The 17,226-nt window shown below is 48.2% G+C and carries 13 protein-coding genes and 3 pseudogenes; 6 read left to right on the top strand and 10 right to left on the bottom strand.

Annotation, left to right across the window (positions count from 1 at the left end; translation table 11 throughout):
* Positions 1 to 319: 319 nt before the first annotated feature.
* Positions 320 to 1,060, bottom strand: coding sequence for an IS21-like element helper ATPase IstB (istB, locus tag HRU42_RS17725; protein WP_295032998.1), 741 nt, complete (start codon positions 1,058 to 1,060; stop codon positions 320 to 322).
* An 11-nt stretch (positions 1,061 to 1,071) separates the two neighbouring features.
* Positions 1,072 to 2,229: pseudogene (istA, locus tag HRU42_RS17720) on the bottom strand (IS21 family transposase); the annotation flags it as partial.
* Positions 2,230 to 2,538: 309 nt separating this feature from the next.
* Here istA and HRU42_RS17715 point away from each other — a divergent pair.
* Positions 2,539 to 3,566: pseudogene (locus HRU42_RS17715) on the top strand (transposase).
* Positions 3,567 to 4,596: 1,030 nt separating this feature from the next.
* Here HRU42_RS17715 and bcp read toward each other — a convergent pair.
* Together bcp and HRU42_RS17705 are read right to left on the bottom strand one after the other, a co-directional pair.
* Entirely contained in the window at positions 4,597 to 5,067 is a 471-nt protein-coding gene (bcp, locus tag HRU42_RS17710; protein WP_295032997.1) for a thioredoxin-dependent thiol peroxidase, read from the bottom strand.
* A gap of 9 nt (positions 5,068 to 5,076) precedes the next feature.
* On the bottom strand, positions 5,077 to 5,616 hold the full coding sequence (locus HRU42_RS17705) for an ACT domain-containing protein (RefSeq protein ID WP_295032996.1): 540 nt from the start codon (positions 5,614 to 5,616) through the stop codon (positions 5,077 to 5,079).
* Between the two features lie 238 nt (positions 5,617 to 5,854).
* Between HRU42_RS17705 and dapA the strand changes: the two genes are divergently transcribed.
* The 4 genes from dapA (at position 5,855) to HRU42_RS17685 (ending at position 12,329) form a co-directional block, all read left to right on the top strand.
* Positions 5,855 to 6,739 (top strand): 4-hydroxy-tetrahydrodipicolinate synthase, encoded by an 885-nt coding sequence (gene dapA, locus HRU42_RS17700; protein WP_295032994.1) that lies wholly within the window; start codon positions 5,855 to 5,857, stop codon positions 6,737 to 6,739.
* A 3-nt stretch (positions 6,740 to 6,742) separates the two neighbouring features.
* Complete coding sequence (gene bamC, locus HRU42_RS17695; RefSeq protein ID WP_295032992.1) at positions 6,743 to 7,858, top strand: outer membrane protein assembly factor BamC; 1,116 nt, start codon at positions 6,743 to 6,745, stop codon at positions 7,856 to 7,858.
* A gap of 296 nt (positions 7,859 to 8,154) precedes the next feature.
* Positions 8,155 to 9,240, top strand: coding sequence for an efflux RND transporter periplasmic adaptor subunit (locus HRU42_RS17690; RefSeq protein ID WP_295032991.1), 1,086 nt, complete (start codon positions 8,155 to 8,157; stop codon positions 9,238 to 9,240).
* A complete protein-coding gene (locus HRU42_RS17685; RefSeq protein WP_295032989.1) occupies positions 9,237 to 12,329 on the top strand; it encodes an efflux RND transporter permease subunit in 3,093 nt (1,030 codons plus the stop codon). Before HRU42_RS17690 ends, HRU42_RS17685 begins: the two co-directional genes overlap by 4 nt.
* Before the next feature lie 235 nt (positions 12,330 to 12,564).
* On the opposite strand, the gene moeB is transcribed toward HRU42_RS17685, so the two are convergent.
* The 3 genes from moeB to HRU42_RS17670 all read right to left on the bottom strand — a co-directional run bounded on the left by moeB (position 12,565) and on the right by HRU42_RS17670 (position 15,472).
* On the bottom strand, positions 12,565 to 13,986 hold the full coding sequence (moeB, locus tag HRU42_RS17680; protein WP_295032987.1) for a molybdopterin-synthase adenylyltransferase MoeB: 1,422 nt from the start codon (positions 13,984 to 13,986) through the stop codon (positions 12,565 to 12,567).
* A gap of 91 nt (positions 13,987 to 14,077) precedes the next feature.
* Positions 14,078 to 14,515: a M67 family metallopeptidase gene (locus HRU42_RS17675; RefSeq protein WP_295032985.1), complete on the bottom strand. Its 438-nt coding sequence runs from the start codon at positions 14,513 to 14,515 to the stop codon at positions 14,078 to 14,080.
* A 63-nt stretch (positions 14,516 to 14,578) separates the two neighbouring features.
* A complete protein-coding gene (locus tag HRU42_RS17670) occupies positions 14,579 to 15,472 on the bottom strand; it encodes a PLP-dependent cysteine synthase family protein (protein ID WP_295032983.1) in 894 nt (297 codons plus the stop codon).
* Between the two features lie 30 nt (positions 15,473 to 15,502).
* Here HRU42_RS17670 and HRU42_RS17665 point away from each other — a divergent pair, with 30 nt between their 5' ends.
* Complete coding sequence (locus HRU42_RS17665) at positions 15,503 to 15,655, top strand: hypothetical protein (RefSeq protein ID WP_295032981.1); 153 nt, start codon at positions 15,503 to 15,505, stop codon at positions 15,653 to 15,655.
* Here HRU42_RS17665 and HRU42_RS17660 read toward each other — a convergent pair.
* The 3 genes and pseudogenes from HRU42_RS17660 to kdnB form a co-directional block, all read right to left on the bottom strand.
* Positions 15,652 to 15,918: a DUF2897 family protein gene (locus HRU42_RS17660; protein ID WP_295032980.1), complete on the bottom strand. Its 267-nt coding sequence runs from the start codon at positions 15,916 to 15,918 to the stop codon at positions 15,652 to 15,654. The genes HRU42_RS17665 and HRU42_RS17660 overlap by 4 nt on opposite strands.
* Before the next feature lie 59 nt (positions 15,919 to 15,977).
* The gene (gene kdsB / locus HRU42_RS17655; RefSeq protein ID WP_295032979.1) at positions 15,978 to 16,715 is read right to left on the bottom strand and encodes an 8-amino-3,8-dideoxy-manno-octulosonate cytidylyltransferase KdsB; all 738 of its coding nucleotides are present in this window, start codon (positions 16,713 to 16,715) and stop codon (positions 15,978 to 15,980) included.
* Between the two features lie 134 nt (positions 16,716 to 16,849).
* Positions 16,850 to 17,226 (bottom strand): annotated as a pseudogene (gene kdnB / locus HRU42_RS17650) (3-deoxy-alpha-D-manno-octulosonate 8-oxidase KdnB); the annotation flags it as partial.

Below are 17,226 nucleotides of genomic sequence, written 5' to 3'. Positions count from 1 at the left end.
TTCTTTGCAAGATCGATAGCAATAGTGGTAACTTTCATGGTGGACGCTCCTTGATGTAACTGCATATTCAATATCAGTTTGGCGCATTGACGCCGAATTAGGGAGCGTCCATCCCATCACCCATCATTAAAACAAGGTGGCTCCCTCTCTCAAGTCTCAATAATGCCACTAGAACGGATACACCGTAACAACCTGATTTAGCGACATTTATATTGTACCTGCCATGTGATTTACTAACACTGCGTATTCCGGCGATTGCGATCACTCATTTCGGTTTAATCCGATCACCTAAATCATCTTTTTTCTCTCACCTCTATTTTTACCCTAAGTGATCGGATTGCGCCAGTTTTCTCATTGATTCACCACCCAGTTCTATTCGGTGGCCGTTGTGGATTAAGCGATCTAATAACGCATCGGCGATCGTGGCGTTACTGATCATGTTGTACCACTCTTTTACTGGCAGTTGGCTGATCACTATGGTGCTGCTTTCTTGATATCTATCCTCTAGCACTTCCAGTAAATGACTTGATTGCTCCTGGTTCAGTTTCTCCATACCCCAGTCATCGATTATCAGCAGTGCTTTCTTCGATAGCGCCAGCAGCTGTTTCTGATAACTACCGTCTAACTTTCCTGAGTTTAAGTCATCCAAGAGCCGGCTTAGGCGATAGTATCTGACGGTGTACTGTCGCTCGCAGGCTTGCTCTGCGATAGCACAAGCGACATAAGTCTTTCCGGCTCCCGTTGGCCCGGTAATTAGGATGTTTTGATGTTTGTGCAAGTATCTACCTGTTAGCAGCTCACTCATTTTAGACCGCATCAGGCCGCGCCCTTCCTTATAAATCAGTTGGCTAGCTTGCGCGCTGAGCCGCAGCTTAGCTTGTCGCTTCAGACGTTGGATCTTGGTTTGATCTCGATTTAACAGTTCGCATTCCAGCAGCAAGCCTAACCTTTCCTCGAAGCTCAATTCTGCGAAGGTTGAGAGCTGTTCTCGTTGTTGATCCAAAGCTTGCGCGGCATGGCCTAAACGTAATGCTTTGAGTTGTTCATTAAGATGATCCATTAACCTTTCTCCTAGTGATAGCTGCCGGGGCCACGAACGTTGCTGTGCTCGATATTGGGCGTGCTGGTGCTATCGCTCGAGAGTCTTCCTTCGCGATGGTTACTGAGCAGGTTTTTGATGAACTTTAGATAGGGCTTGTCGACCAGTACCGCATCTTTACATGCTTGCTCTAGGCGATTGTCGCCGTGCTGCCTGCTTAGACTGAGTAATCCTAAGCAGCTGCGGTAAGCCTGCTCTGGATGTGCCTTGCTTTGCAGCTGGGCATTGACGACTTCTCGGGTAGCTGGACCGATGCTTTTACCCCAGCTAAGCAGTCGCTGTGGTAACCATTTCTGATGCTGATGATTGCTTGGCATATGCATGTCTATAGTGCTTTGGCCGTGTTCTTTGGTGCTACAAGGATGTTGTGCGACCAGGTTGCCTTGATGGTAGATCTTGACCAGTCTTAAGGACGCTTCCAGCTCGACATGCTCACCAACCAGTTGGTGCGGCACTGAGTAATAATGCTTCTTATATTGGATGTGATAGTCAGGGCCGACCTTGGCGCGTTTGGTTTCGGTATAAAGATAGGGTTGCAGCGGTAATGGCTTTAGCGCAGGTTTATCTAACATCTCAAATAGGGCCTGACGGCTCGCTCCTATCTGTCGCATCTCACGCTGATTAAGCTCATGCATCAACTTACGGATGACGATATTCAACTCTGCATAGGTATGAAACACCTGATGCCGTAGGCGCATTAAGATCCAGCGCTCGACGATTAACACTGCATTTTCAGCTTTAGCTTTATCCTTGGGTTTATAAGGTCTTGCAGGCATTACCGCCGTGCAGTAATGATTGGCGAGCTTACGATAACTATCGTTCAAGGTCGGTTCATAGCGACAGTGTTTGGTAACAGCAGATCTGAGATTATCTGGCACGAGCAAGTGCGGCACGCCACCGAAGAACTCGAAGGCATTAACGTGAGCCTGCAACCAGCTTTCAAGATTCTGGCTTCTGCTGGCCTCCACATAGGTGTAATTAGATGCCCCAAGTGTCGCCACGAAGATCTGCGCCGTTCTCACTTCACCCGTATCCGGATTAACGATGGGAACGGTTGGGCCGCAGTAATCGATGAAGAGTTTATCGCCCGCGGTGTGTTGCTGGCGCATGCTGCGCTTTTGCTTCTTAAACAAAAGATGGGACAGGCAAAAGATGGGACAGGCATATCTTTTCTAGGCGATTAATCAAAAGATGGGACAGGCATATCTTTTCTAGGCGATTAATGGAGTTTTTATTAGCACCATTAATGCGTGGTGTGAGTGAAGGGGCGCGTGAGCGCTAATATTAGAATAGGGATGTGAAATGAGTAACGGGCAACAATTAAGTGTAAGAATAGTTAAAAAAAGACAAAAAGACGGGACAGCCATATCTTTTGTGCTTTAGATCATCCTCTACTAACCTTTAAGTTACCTCAACTCAGTTTGTTCAGGATAACGATTATGACCTCAGTTCGACGCACCTTAATCGACCCAGAATCGACTCTGTTTTACCACATTATAAATCGTTGTGTTAGAAGGGCTTTCCTCTGCGGTGAAGATAAACTGACAGGTAAGAGTTTCGAACATAGACGCGGCTGGATTGTCGGCTCCCCTTGGAATCTAAGGTTAAGGCTCTGTCTGCTATTTTTTGTATCGATGTCTGTGCCTATGCGGTGATGAACAATCACTATCATCTAGTGCTAAAAATTGACCTTTGGTGTAAGGTGACTAAAGGACATGACGTAGCGACTAAATACATGAATGGCGATGCCTTAATCGAGGGTGAGCGGTTACTGCTTGATGGTCTATTGGCTGAGTGGCATGAACGTTTATCCAGTATCTCGTGCACTTGATTTAATGAAGAGTTGAGGTGCCTCAATGAAGAAATAGCGCGTCGGGCCAATCGTGAGGATGGATGTAAAGGCGCTTTCTGGGAGGGTCGTTTTAAGAGCCAAGCCTTACTCGATGAACAAGCTCTGCTAGCGTGCATGATGTATGTGGATTTAAATCCTATCAGGGCTGGGATTGCTAACACACTCCAAGCATCTGATTATACGTCTATTCAGGAGCGTATTACCGAGCTAAGTACCTCTGATAAAAATACTAAAGCACATGATGATAAATCAGCATCAACCTCGAGTGAGCCACTCAAACCACTCAAACCACTTGCCCAATTCGATGGCGCTACCCATCTAGCGACTCAATCAAGCATTCCATTTCATTTCTGTGATTACCTACAACTTATCGATTGGACTGGTAGAGCTATTAGGCCTGATAAAAAAGGGTTTATTGACTCAAGCCAACCTAAATTACTCAATAAACTTGGCATTGCACCCGATGTCTGGATCACCTCAGCGAAAGAGTTTCGCCGCCAATATAGTGGTATTAGTGGTCGTTGGGATGCTATGTGTGCTTTCAAACAGCAGCATAACTGTGGACAATGGTGTAAAGGTAAAGCATGCAGCAATGCACTCCATCCATCACCTTAGAAAGGTCTTCGCGGCTGAAGCCGCTCCTACATTAAAAGGCTGGTCGATAAAAGCCGAATCGAAGAGATGACTTTCTCGGAACCAGAACAGGGTGTGAACGCGGCTGCGAGCTTCCGAAACAAGGTGAGGTATCACGAAGTGATACTCTCCGAACGAGAGGCTGGGTGAATATGACATAGCCATAAGCTCATGAACGAGAAGCATGGTGAATATGGTAAAGCCATGAGCCTATGAACGAGAAGCATGGATGCTGAACTGGCCTTTTTATAGGGACATATTTTATCGAACTGGCCGTTAAACAGGGCCGGAAATGTTCCCTACATTTTTCGGCATTTCCTACTATCCATGTAGGTCAGATGTTTTGGCAGAGCCCACAGGGATGACTCTGATGAAATCAACAGCCGGCGCCTCGTAGAAGTGTTTACATGTTAGGGTCGTTCATTCACATCTGACCCATAGGGCCTGTGATACTCCAGATATCACTCAGGCATTCCCCACGCTGACCCATAGGGATATGGGAAATGTCTTAAAAGCGTCTGGAACGCTTAAGACCTTGTGGGTCAGATGGGAAATGTCTTGAGATGTAGGGAGCATCTCTGACCATGTGAGCACGACATTGGTGAATCTGACCTATAGGGAGATAGGAAATGTCTTATGTATGTCTGGAACATACAAGACCCTGCACGGCACCGCCGCAGGCTATAGATTAGAATGAAGCTATGGTATTCATGAAGCTAACCAAATACCAAACCAGCCAAATGAATCCAATTAAATGGATATTTAAGTAACTTGTTATCAGACAAGTAAACTCATCTCTGTCCATAGGCATGTCAGCTAGTCTACGCTGACACGGTCGATTTCCCCCAAACGAGTTAGTTTAGAATGAAACTTGAGGCTATTTTACCTTATTCGTTCCGACCCCTTTAACTTACATTTCGCTTAGATTTCTCTCTAGCACTTTTTGTTTATGTGTTTTATAAGCACAAAAAAGCCCGCGATGAGCGGGCTTTATGTTGAGTTAGCTTTCTGTTCAGTCTTGCTTAAGATGGTTAAGCACGACTTCATGGTGATCTTTGGTCTTAAACTTGTTAAACAGGTGAGTGATTTTACCATCTTGCGCGACTAAGAAGCTCAATCTATGGATGCCGTCATAGATCTTACCCATAAATTTCTTCTCACCCCAGACACCGAACGCATCGGCGATGGCATGGTCCTCATCACTGAGAAGAGAGAAGTTGAGTTCTTGCTTTTGTGCAAATCGTGCCAGTTTAGGGACAGGGTCTGGGCTGATGCCTAACACAGTGACGTTCAAGTCATTGAGTACTTGCATGCTATCTCTAAGGCCGCAAGCTTGAACGGTACAGCCTGGTGTGGAGGCCTTGGGGTAGAAATAGACCAGAACAGGACCGTTATTCAAACAGTCTTTCAGAGAGATGAGCTCGTCATTTTGGTTTTTAAGCTCGAACTGTGGGGCATTATCGCCTGCAGTTAAGGTATTCATTTAAAACTCCTAGTTACTCACGATGCCCTGCATACGCTCGATGATACAGTCTAATGACATCTCTGCAGCCAGTTCATTGATGCTGGATTCTAACTTATCCAGTTCGACTTTCTCCGGGACATTGATCGTGAGGAAAACATGTTGACTAGGATTCCCCTGAGCGTCTTCCTCTGCATGGGACCTCACCGCGGCAAGATCCAAGGAGCGTTCGGCAAGGAACTGAGTGATTTTCTTCATGGTGCCGCGCTGATCTTGTCCGGTAAAGGTGACTTGCAGACGCGAAATATAGTTTTGTGCCGTGTGCTTAGAGGTGCGTTTCATCACCGTCATCAACTCAAGCTCAACGCTTAAGGCGGGGAGTTGGGTTTCCATCTTAGTTATCGAGGCCCAGGAGCCTGACAGCATCATGATTAAGGTGAATTCATTGCCAAATAAGGCCATTCGACTGTCAACGATGTCACAGTCACATTCACTTGCAAGTCTTGCAAATTTACTGACAATTCCAGGGCGATCTGAGCCCATAGCAGTAATGACAAGATGATTGGACATGAATTTTCCTTTAGTTATAGCAAGTTCTGTACATAAATGCGCCATTTCTAGATGCATTTCTCTATGGAGACTAATGCTACCACAAGATGGTGGAGATGAGATCCCCGTCATATAAATCTAAACGTCGATTACATATACTGCACTGTGAAAAATGCTTAACGCGATTCAATCGTTGAAATGCTTGTTTTTAATGGACAGCATCAGTAACATAGCCAGTCCTGAATCTTGGGGAAGTCGCATGTTAAACGGAAGCATCGTAGCCTTAATCACACCACTAAATAGTGATGGCACAGTAGATTATACCAGTCTTGAAAAGTTAGTTGAGTACCATATTACAGCAGGCACAGATGCCATTGTTGCCGTAGGCACCACAGGTGAGTCAGCCACACTTCCTATGGCGGAACATGTTGAAGTCGTAGGGCAAACGGTAAAATTTGCATCGGGTCGTATTCCTGTTATAGGCGGCAATGGCGCCAATGCAACGGCAGAAGCGATAGAACTGACCAAGGCGCAAAACAAACTTGGTGTCGTGGCCATGTTAGGTGTTACGCCTTATTACAATAAGCCAAGCCCTAAGGGGTTGATCGCCCATTATACGGCCGTCGCTGCCAGTACGGATATTCCACAAATTCTTTATAATGTTCCTGGCCGTACGGCCGTTGACATGTTGCCTGAGACCATAGCGCAGCTGGTCGAAGTTCCCAATATCATAGGGGTTAAAGACGCCACGGGTGATGTTGCACGGGTGAAACAATTACGTGAGCTCTGCGGTAATGAGTTCATGCTTTATAGTGGTGACGACGCCACCGCGAGAGAGTTTTTGACCTTAGGTGGTGATGGTGTCATCTCCGTCGCCAACAACATAGTGCCAAAGCTGTTTAAATTGATGTGTGACGCCGCATTAGCCGGTGACACTCAGGCCGCTATCGCTGCTGAAGATCAGATAAAAGGTCTATTCAGTGCGCTATTTTGCGAAGCAAACCCAATACCAGTGAAGTGGGCCGCCCATAAGATGGGCTTGATCAGTCAAGGTGATATTAGATTACCCTTGACGGAACTTTCTACCGAGTTCCATGGTCTGTTGTTAGATGCAATGAAAAATGCCCGAATTGAGGTTAAATAATAAATGTTAAAGCAAGTGACTCCTTTAGTACTTATTGCCGCAGTTACCGCGTGTAGCTCTCCTGTCGATAGAAGGCAGGCTAATGGCGGTGATGAGTATACCAACGTACTGGTTGAATCGGCTTTAATTATACCTGCAGGCCTTAATACGCCGGTATACAGTAAAGAGTACGATATTCCTAAGCCGGGTAGCAAAGCTAACGCGAGCCTGGTGGGTAGGCAGCTGGATATTCGCCCACCTCTTCAGGTTTTACCTATGGCCGAGGGGACCCATGTCGAGGAAGGCGATGACAATATTAAAATTGTTGTAGAGTCTATCGACACTGATATCGAACTGAAGAATGAATTGTTCGATGTGATCAAAAATTATTTAGCGAGTAAATCTATCGTTATTCTTAACGAAGATTTTGACAAAGGTGTGATTGAAACCGATTGGATCGAAAATAATGAAGTGATCGATTCTAATTTCTGGGGTACAGATGAGATCTATACCCTGCGTCAACGTTATGAATTTCATATCGATGTTCGTCCACATGGCCGTAGTGGTAACTTGATGATCAATCTTATCGATCATGAAGAGAGCTACGATGGTAAAGAACAAGACATCATCTTGAGTGGCGAAGATAAGCGAAGATACACTATCGATATGCTGAACAATGCCGTTGCGTATATGAGTATCAAACGTAATCAAGCGATCAAGGCCAAGCGTCTGCGGGACAGTCTCGGTATTGACGTGAATATAGTGAAAGGCACTGAGGTCGAGGGTGAAGATGTTGTTGCTTCATACTGGTTAGCAGAAGCACCGTACAAACGAACTTGGGAACGATTGCGTATCGTCTTGCCTGAGATGGGCTTCGAAATTGTCGATATGGACAGTAACAAGGGTCTTTACTTTATCAATGTTAACGATGATTCAGGCTTTTGGAGTTCGCTCTGGAATGAGAAGGAGCTACCCGTTAAAGAAGGTTCCTACCGCATGATACTCGAAGATGATACCAATGCAGATAAGACTCGCATCTATCTGCGTGATTCATCGGACAAGCCATTAACGAATGAGATTGTTGAAGCCGTTTATGATGGTTTCTCTGAATTGATGCAGGAAGATCGTAAGATCCGTTAATCTCTTTCGTTGACCATTGCAATAAAGGAGGCGTCTAGCCTCCTTTTTTATTGCCTTGTTTTTGACTTTATTATGACGTATCACATCAAGATGCTACTCCGGTATCGTATCTCTCCCTCACTTGCCATTATTCTCAACCTAGTGAAAGCATTAATTTCTACAGAAATCAGACAAGACTCGAACTATTCTCTGTTGTTAACTCCCTGCATCAATTGTAAGCAAAGGTAAAACCGCTTGAAGCACTATGAGCTAAGGGTAAACTAGCAGTATAAAAGAAGTAGTATTTCGGGAACTTGATGAAAAAAATAATAACATTGTTAATACTCTTGCCTCTTGCTTGGTTTATCTATCAACAAGTTGCGCCAGAGAGCATTTCTGTGGCCAAGAAACAGAGGCCCATGGCCAACGTGGTGGTGGCTAAGGCGACAATTGAGCCTATTCGCGACGAAGTAGAAGCATTGGGGACCAGTAAGGCCAATGAATCGATAACCGTCACTCCGAAAGTGACCGAGGTGGCTGTCAAGATCAACTTCGAAGACGGTGATATCGTTAAAAAAGGCCGTTTGCTGGTTCAACTTCAGGACAGAGAGCAAAGAGCCCGGGTGAAAGTCGCCAAGGTGCGTGTCAATGATCATATCCGTGAACTGGACAGGATACGCTCACTGGTCACCAGTCAGACCATAGCCGAGCTCGAACGTGACAGATTACAGACCCTGATCGATACCGCCAAGGCGGAATTGGAGCAAGCTGAAGCCGCCCTCGCTGACAGGAAGATATTAGCGCCTTTCGATGGTCGATTAGGCCTACGTCAAGTCAGCGTAGGCAGCCTATTGACCCCGGGAACTGTGATCACCACCTTAGATGATATTTCTGTGATCAAGTTGGATTTCTCTGTACCAGAGCGCTTCTTACGTTCTCTTGCCATAGGTAAAACGGTCGAAGCCAGTGCGGTAGCATTCCCGGGTGAACTACTCACGGGTAAGGTGATCTCTATCGACAGCCGGATAAACCCGATCACCCGAGCCGTTATCGTTAGGGCCGAGCTTCCCAATCCAGACCATCGCTTGATGCCGGGTATGTTGATGAAAGTCATCTTGATACAGCAGAGTCGTGAAGCGCTTATTTTGCCAGAGTCGGCGATCATCCCCATTCAGGACCGGCATTATGTCTATCTGGTCAACGATGAAAATGTCATCGTTCGCCGCCAGGTGACCTTAGGTTTACGTAAGCGTGGTTGGGTCGAAGTGCTCCAAGGGGTCGAGTTAGATGAGCAGGTGGTTATTCGCGGGATCTTGAAGGTCAGGCCCGGCGACAAGGTAAAGGTTCAATTCAGTGAGCGTTTTAGTTTTCTTAAAGAAGCTAAGGTTGGGCCAACCGCATGATGTTAACCGATCTTTCTGTGAAGCGTCCTGTCTTTGCTGCGGTGATCAGCATATTGCTTATCGCTTTTGGCCTAGTGGCGTTCGACAAGTTACCCTTGAGAGAATACCCCAATATCGATCCGCCTGTGGTGTCGATACAGACCAACTATCGTGGAGCCAGTGCCTCTGTGGTCGAAAGCCGTATCACTCAGCTGGTGGAAGATAGGATCAGTGGCGTCGAAGGCATACGTCATATCAGCTCCTCGAGTCGTGACGGACGCTCTACCGTGACTCTGGAATTCGATGTTGACCGTGACATCGAAGCTGCCGCCAATGACATTCGTGACAGGGTGTCGGGCCTATTAAACAACTTACCCGAAGAGGCTGAGCCGCCTGAGGTACAAAAAGCCAATGGCGGTGATGAGGTGATCATGTGGTTAAACCTGGTTTCAGATCAGATGACCACACTGCAGCTCACCGATTATGCCCGGCGTTATCTGACCGATCGATTATCCGTTATCGATGGCGTGGCGAATATTCGTATCGGTGGCGGCAAGGTATACGCCATGCGAATTTGGATCGACAGGCAAGCCTTAGCCGCGCGAAATTTAACCGTGGCCGACATAGAAAGAGTGCTGAAATCTGAGAATGTAGAGTTACCTGCGGGCTCGGTGGAATCCAAAGAGCGGCATTTTACCGTGCGCGTCGAGCGTAGCTTTAGCACAGTGGAAGATTTTGCCAACCTGGTGCTGAGCGAGGGTGACGACGGTTATCTGATCAAGCTAGGCGATGTGGCTCGGGTTGAGATTGGCTCCGAAGAGGAGCGCATCATGTTCAGGGGGAACAGGGAGGCCATGATAGGCCTCGGGGTCTCCAAGCAATCCACGGCTAACACCTTAGATGTATCGAGGGCGACCAATGCCCTAGTGGATGAACTGAACCCGACTCTTCCCGCCGGTATGGAGATAAAGCGCTCCTATGACAGCTCGGTGTTTATCGAGGCGTCGGTGAAGGAGGTGTATCAGACTCTGTTTATCGCCATGTTGCTGGTTATCATAGTCATCTACCTGTTCCTGGGAAGCGTGCGCGCCATGTTGATCCCGGCGCTGACCGTACCCGTGTCCCTGATGGCGACGTTCATCGTGCTCTACGCCCTGGGCTACACCATCAATCTACTGACCTTGCTCGCAATGATTTTGGCCATCGGCATGGTGGTGGATGACGCCATCGTGGTGCTGGAGAATATTCACCGCCGAATAGAGGAGGGGGATTCGCCATTGAAGGCGGCCTATCTTGGCTCCCGAGAGGTGGCGTTTGCCGTTGTTGCCACCACTCTAGTGCTCGTGGCGGTCTTTATGCCGATCACGTTCCTCGAAGGTGACATAGGTAAATTATTTAAAGAGTTTGCCGTGGCCATGAGCGCCGCCGTTATCTTCTCGAGTCTGGTGGCCCTGACTCTGAGTCCCATGATGTGTTCTAAATTGCTCAAACCCGCAGGGGACGCTCCTTGGTTGGTACGCAAGGTCGATGCCGGTATGAGCTATGTCTCAGACAAGTATCGTCAGCTGCTGACCAAGGCCATGTCCCATCCTGTGATTGTGACTTCGCTAATTGTGGTGGCACTGGCCTCAAGCATGGTCTTGTTTACCTTGGTGCCCCAGGAGTTTGCGCCGCGAGAGGACAGGGGATCTATGTTTCTTATCGTCAATGGTCCTCAAGGTGCGAGTTTCGAGTATATCGAGTCATACATGGACGAGATCGAAACACGTCTGATGCCCCTAGTAGACAGCGGTGATATCAAGCGACTCTTAATCAGGGCGCCGAGAAGTTTTGGCAGCAGTGCCGACTTCTCGAACGGCATGGCCATCATAGTATTGGAAGATTGGGCGGTGCGTAGAAGCGCAGCTGATATAACCACAGACATACGTGGGCGATTGTCCGATCTTGCTGGGATCAGAGCCTTTCCTGTGATGAGGCAAGCTTTTGGCCGTGGTGTAGGTAAACCTGTGCAGTTTGTGCTTGGTGGTCCCAGCTATGAAGAATTGGCCAGATGGCGGGATATCATCCTGGAGAAAGCCAAAGAAAATCCGAATCTGGTGGGTTTAGATCATGACTATAAAGAGACTAAGCCTCAACTTAGGGTGATCATAGATAAAGACAGGGCGGCAGATCTTGGTGTTTCCATCTCTCACATCGGCAGAACATTAGAGTCTATGCTGGGCTCACGCCTAGTGACGACCTTTATGCGCGAGGGCAAGGAATATGACGTCATCATAGAGGGCAATCGAGAAAATCAAAATACCGCCAGAGATCTGGAGAACATTTATGTTCGCTCGGACAGGAGTCAGGCCTTGATCCCCTTGTCGAATCTGGTGAGTGTCGAAGAGTTTGCCGATGCCAGCAGGCTTAATCGTTATAATCGTATGCGGGCTATCACCATAGAGGCAAACCTTGCCGAGGGGTATAGTCTGGGTGAGGCGCTGGATTACCTCAATGAGCTCTCCGCTACGTATCTGCCCGCCGAGGCGGTCATCAGCTATAAGGGCCAGTCATTGGATTATCAAAATTCGGGCAGCTCTATGTACTTCGTGTTTGCGTTGGCTTTAGGCATAGTGTTCCTGGTATTGGCGGCGCAGTTCGAGAGCTTTATTCATCCGATGGTGATCATGCTCACTGTGCCTCTGGCGACGCTAGGCGCGCTGATTGGACTCTATTTAACCGATCAGAGCCTCAACATCTACAGCCAGATAGGCATCATCATGTTGGTGGGGCTGGCGGCCAAGAATGGCATCTTGATCGTCGAGTTTGCTAACCAGCTCAGAGACAGGGGACTTGAGTTTGAACAGGCCATTATCCAGGCCGCCTCCCAGCGACTCAGACCGATACTGATGACGGGGATCACCACAGCTGCTGGCGCGATCCCTCTGGTTTTGGCTCAAGGTGCAGGCGCCGAGACGCGATTTGTCATAGGTGTGGTGGTGTTATCGGGGATCCTAGTTGCTACCTTGTTCACCTTGCTGGTGATCCCCGTGGCCTACTCTCTGTTTGCCCGCAATACGAGTTCACCCGAGACTGTGGCGCGGGCATTGGAGATCGAGCTAGAAAAGTAAGTTCAGCGAGTTATCTTAGCTAATTAAGCGTGCTAAGCCAGTCAGTTAACTGACTGGTTTTTTTTATTTTTATCAGGCTGGCCGCTGGGTTTCTCTGCCATTTTACCTCTCCCTTATCAGTGGCTAAAACTTGGTGCGTCTCACAATCACAAACTCAGTTAACATATTTCTTTAGTCCTGCAAGTTTCTCTGTGGGACTGCGGCTAACGGTAGCCTTTCTGGTATGAGTCCGCCGTCAATAGCGGGTCAGACTGGAGTCTACGTCATCTATCCAGGCCAAGATGCCTCCCTTGAGGTTAGTCACCTTGCTAAAACCTAGCTCACTCAGCTTGGCACATACCTTAGCCGAGCGGCCACCCAATTTGCAGTGAAAAACCAGCTCACGGCTCGGGTCCAGTTCAGCCAGAAGAGCATCGAACTCTTGCATAGGCATAAATTGACTGCCCGCTATCATGCATATTGCCCGCTCGAAGGGCTCCCTGACGTCGATAAGAATCACCCGGTTATCTGTATCCATCCAAGCCTTGAGCGCCTTGGCTTCTATCTCTTTATAGGACTTAGCCGCACTGCCTTGATTCAGGCCACAAAATGCCTGATAGTCGATGAGCTTAGTCATGGATGGGTGCTCGCCGCAGATGGGGCAGTCAGGATTTTTTTCTATGGCAAGAAATTCAAAATCCAGAGCCAAGGCATCGTATAAAAGCAGGCGGCCGGAGAGTGGTGTGCCGATATGGGTGATCATCTTGATGGCTTCGGTGGCCTGGATAGACGCTATGATAGCGGGTAATACGCCGAGGACCCCACCTTCGGCGCAGGAGGGCACCAGACCTGGAGGAGGTGGACTAGGGTAAAGGCAGCGATAACAGGGGCCGGCTTGAAAATTGAATACACTGGCCTGACCGTCGAAGCGAAAAATGCTGCCGTAGATGTTAGGTTTATTGAGTAAGACGCAGGCATCATTGACTAGATAGCGGGTAGGGAAATTGTCGGTGCCATCGATGATTATGTCGTAGTTTGCTAAGATTTCGAGTGCATTGTCTGCAGTGAGGCGTTGACGATAGCCGCTGATATTAATGTTTGGGTTGAGACGCTCGAGACGCCGCTTAGCGCAATCGACTTTAGCCAGTCCTATGTCATCGACGGTGAACAGCACTTGTCTCTGCAGGTTTGATTCATCGACGACATCATCGTCCACCAGACCCAGATGACCCACTCCGGCGGCGGCTAGATAGAGGGCTAATGGGCATCCCAGGCCGCCAGCACCTATGATCAGTATGCTGGCCCTCTGCAGGGCTTCTTGCCCTGATATGCCTATTTCATCTAAGAGGATATGTCGACTATAGCGACTGAGCTCATCGGCCGACAGACTGGTATTCAGGGCGCTGCCTCCGGCGATGGCCGGGACAATTCTTACTTCACTGCCCGCTTGTAATCTAGTGTCCATACCTGCTTGCTGACGTATATCGACCTTGTTGTGATATAGATTAACAAAATTTCGTAACTCGCCAGTGTCATCCATGATCTGAGGCTTAATATCCGGATAACGCTTAAACAGTGCAGTGAGCGCGTCTTTAACCGTTAGAGCATCGAGTTCTATCTGCTTCTGATTGTCGGTAAATCGGCGCAGGGGGGAAGGGATCTTCATTATCATCTTCATGATTTATCCTCCATTAGTACGTCTTGTCCATTAGAATGTCTTCTCCAGCTGATTATCGGTAAATCGGTGCAGGGGGAAGGTGTTATCAATATCATCTGCATGATTCATCCTCCATTAGAATGTCTTCTCCGTCGAATTGGCTGTGATCTTGCCTGAGTTGCCAGGAGCGATAACTGTTTACCCGACCTTCTAGAATGGAGATGATGATGTAACTCAGTCCGGGCCAGGCATGAGCGCGGTCAAACTCCGAAGGGTCATGGCTATGATCCGGGTGCGAATGCACTATGCTGATGATGGCTAATCCCTCCTCATCGGCCCTGTCTTCTGCGCTTTGATATTGCAGTGGGTCGATGAGGAAGCGGCGGGTCTTCTCGGTCAGAGTATTATCACAGGGGAGGTAATAACTCGCCTTAGACAAGGCGCTATCTGCCTGTGAGCCTGCGATGAAACCACAGCACTCATAGGGGTAACAGGTCTTGGCATGGGCTAAGAATTGGGCCTCGATCAGTCTGCTTATTGCTATGCTCATCTAAGCTCCTCTGGTGGGTCATAAATGTTAACTAGGTGTATTTTGGAGTCATTCAATCTGACTCTATCGCCGCCACAGACCTGAGCTGATGTAGCGCTCGCCTACATCACACAATAATGTGCTGACGACGCCCACGATCAGGCGCTGCATTAACTTCTCACTCGCGGCCAGATAAGCGCCGGAAGACTGACCGAGAAAGTAGCCATGACTCGCCATTCTCAGGCACATCTCCTTGGCTTCATCGGCGCTGATGTCTATCCACTCATCGACTAGGCTGGCATCAAAGATGGCCGGTATGATGTCAGCAGGATCGCCCAGAGGCTTTAAGCCTTCGATGCCGGGCCAGATTTCGGGCCGAACACCGACAATGCATATGTTGCTATTGGTTTGTTTCAGGCGTTTGGCTATCCCGGTTAAGGAGCCTCCTGTGCCGACGCCACAGACGAAGTGGGTGATAGGCGCGGGACTTTGATGCAGAAGTTCGTTAGCGGTGCCGTGAAAGTGGGCCTGGACATTGAATGGGTTGCTGTATTGATCGCAGTAGAAATATTTGTCCTTCGACTGCGCATAAATGTCGCGTACATGGCGTAAGGCCTGATCGTAACCTTCTAAAGGATCGGTCTGGATAAGCGTCGCACCATGGGCCAGTAAACGTTGCTTGCGTTCATTGCTGGCGTTACCGGGAATGACGATGGTGACTGGAAAACCCAGGGCAGCGCCTATCATGCTGTAAGAGATACCGGCATTGCCACTGCTGGAGTCGAGGATGATTTTTCCAGGTGTGAGTTCGCCAGATCCTATGGCATGTAACAACATGGCCTTGACCGGCCTGTCTTTGAGGGAGCCACCAGGATTGAGCCACTCGGCCTTGGCGAATAGCTTGATACGATTGGGTGTTTCACTGAGAAAACTCAGATCCAGCAGCGGAGTATTGCCTATTAAATCCAGTAACCTCATGTCCCTGTCTCATTATTTACTCAGACACGAATGAGTATAGTGCATGAGGATCAGAGCCAGAGTAGAAACGCCAGTTTAGCCGTTAGAGGACAAACAGGTAGAGGCGGTAGCGAGTGCTATCTGAACTTAGGGGGCGGTGGACACCAGTTGTGGATCAGTGAGTTTGCCGATGTTGTTGGCTAAGTCGATGGGCCCGATTTATCATCAGTATTGGGCTTGTCAGCGTTATCGACTTTATCAGTCTTATCGGTTGCATCAGTCGAACTCTGATCCGATGGCGTCGTTTCTGTCTTAGCGTCGGCTGGCTGCTTGGTGCTAGCAGCGGGCTTGGTATTTTTACCGAACTGGGTCATCTTGAATTTAGCACTGTATTTGAGTACAGCAAGATTACTGGCTATCACGCCAATGACAATAATGATGATAAGCCAAGTTTCAAGATCAGACATTACAACCCTTAATCAATATTATCGAAGGAGTAAAGCCCAGATGATGGGCTTTGGCTTATTTAATCTACCGCGAGTCTGGCTTCACAGATGCGGATGTCTTCCGGGGTATCCACCTCGGGAGAGTCGAAGGCGCTGATGGCAACCTTGATCTTATAGCCATGCTCCAGTGCCCTGAGTTGCTCGAGCTTCTCAAGATCTTCTAAGCGCCCTAAAGGAAGTTTAGCAAAGGTAGAGACAAACTTTCTGGTGTAGGCATAGACGCCTAAATGCTTATACACAGGGTAATCGTTGGTGTCGCGGCCGAAGGGGATGCGAGCTCGGGAAAAATACAGGGCGTAAAAATCGTTATCGAACACCATCTTCACATGCTTAGGATCGTCGAGTTCATGCTTCTCGGTGATCTCAAAGCCTAAAGTGGCCATGCCGAACTCACCGGGATGACGTTTAAACAGGCTGATGATCTGTTCGATTGAGATAGGATCGATCAGAGGCTGATCGCCTTGTAGGTTGACGATAAGGTCATCATCTTTCAAACCCAGCTGGGTTATGGCATCTTCAATTCTGTCTGTACCTGAGGCGGCTTCCGGGCTGGTCATGATCACTTGACCACCGAAGGCTTCAACAGCGTCCTTGATGCGTACATCGTCGGTGGCGACATAAATAGAAGTCAGCCCTTTGGCTAATGATGCCCGCTCAACAACATGCTGGATCATCGGCTTGCCGTTAATCGGGGCGAGTGGTTTTCCTGGGAAACGACTCGAACCATAGCGTGCCGGGATTAACAGGGTAACATTCATGGGATTTACCTATCATTTTTCAATTCGAGTTCAATAGATGAGGGCTCAATTGAGCCCTCATTAGTAACATGTACTCAGTATTATTAGATGCGATGACACCAAGGGTGCTGTTAGCATCTCAATAGTGCTATGTGCTACATGCGACGATAGAGTGCCGTTAGCATCTCATCGGTGACCTTCTCTTCCCAGCGAGGACCGTAGACATTTTCCCATAACGGGCCCATGCTCTTAGCGACCTTAACCATCTTAGCGATAGTCTCATCGGGAAGATCTTTACAGATACCTTTAGGGATAGTGATGTTATGTTTCTCTATCATGGTACGGAATTCTGCAACCCCTTGAGGGTAGAAGTCTTCCAGTACATCGAAGGCAATACAGTTACCGATACCGTGATGATAACCCAGCACATAACCTAAGCCGTAAGATACGGCATGACAAGCACCAACCTGGCTATAGGCTATGCTCATGCCGCCCATGTAAGAAGCCATCATTAACTTATCATCTTTCTCTG

The organism is Shewanella sp. (assembly GCF_013214165.1).
Classification (GTDB): Bacteria; Pseudomonadota; Gammaproteobacteria; order Enterobacterales; family Shewanellaceae; genus Shewanella.
The sequence above is the reverse complement of the archived record's forward strand: the minus strand, read 5'-3'. Positions and strand labels throughout refer to the sequence as shown.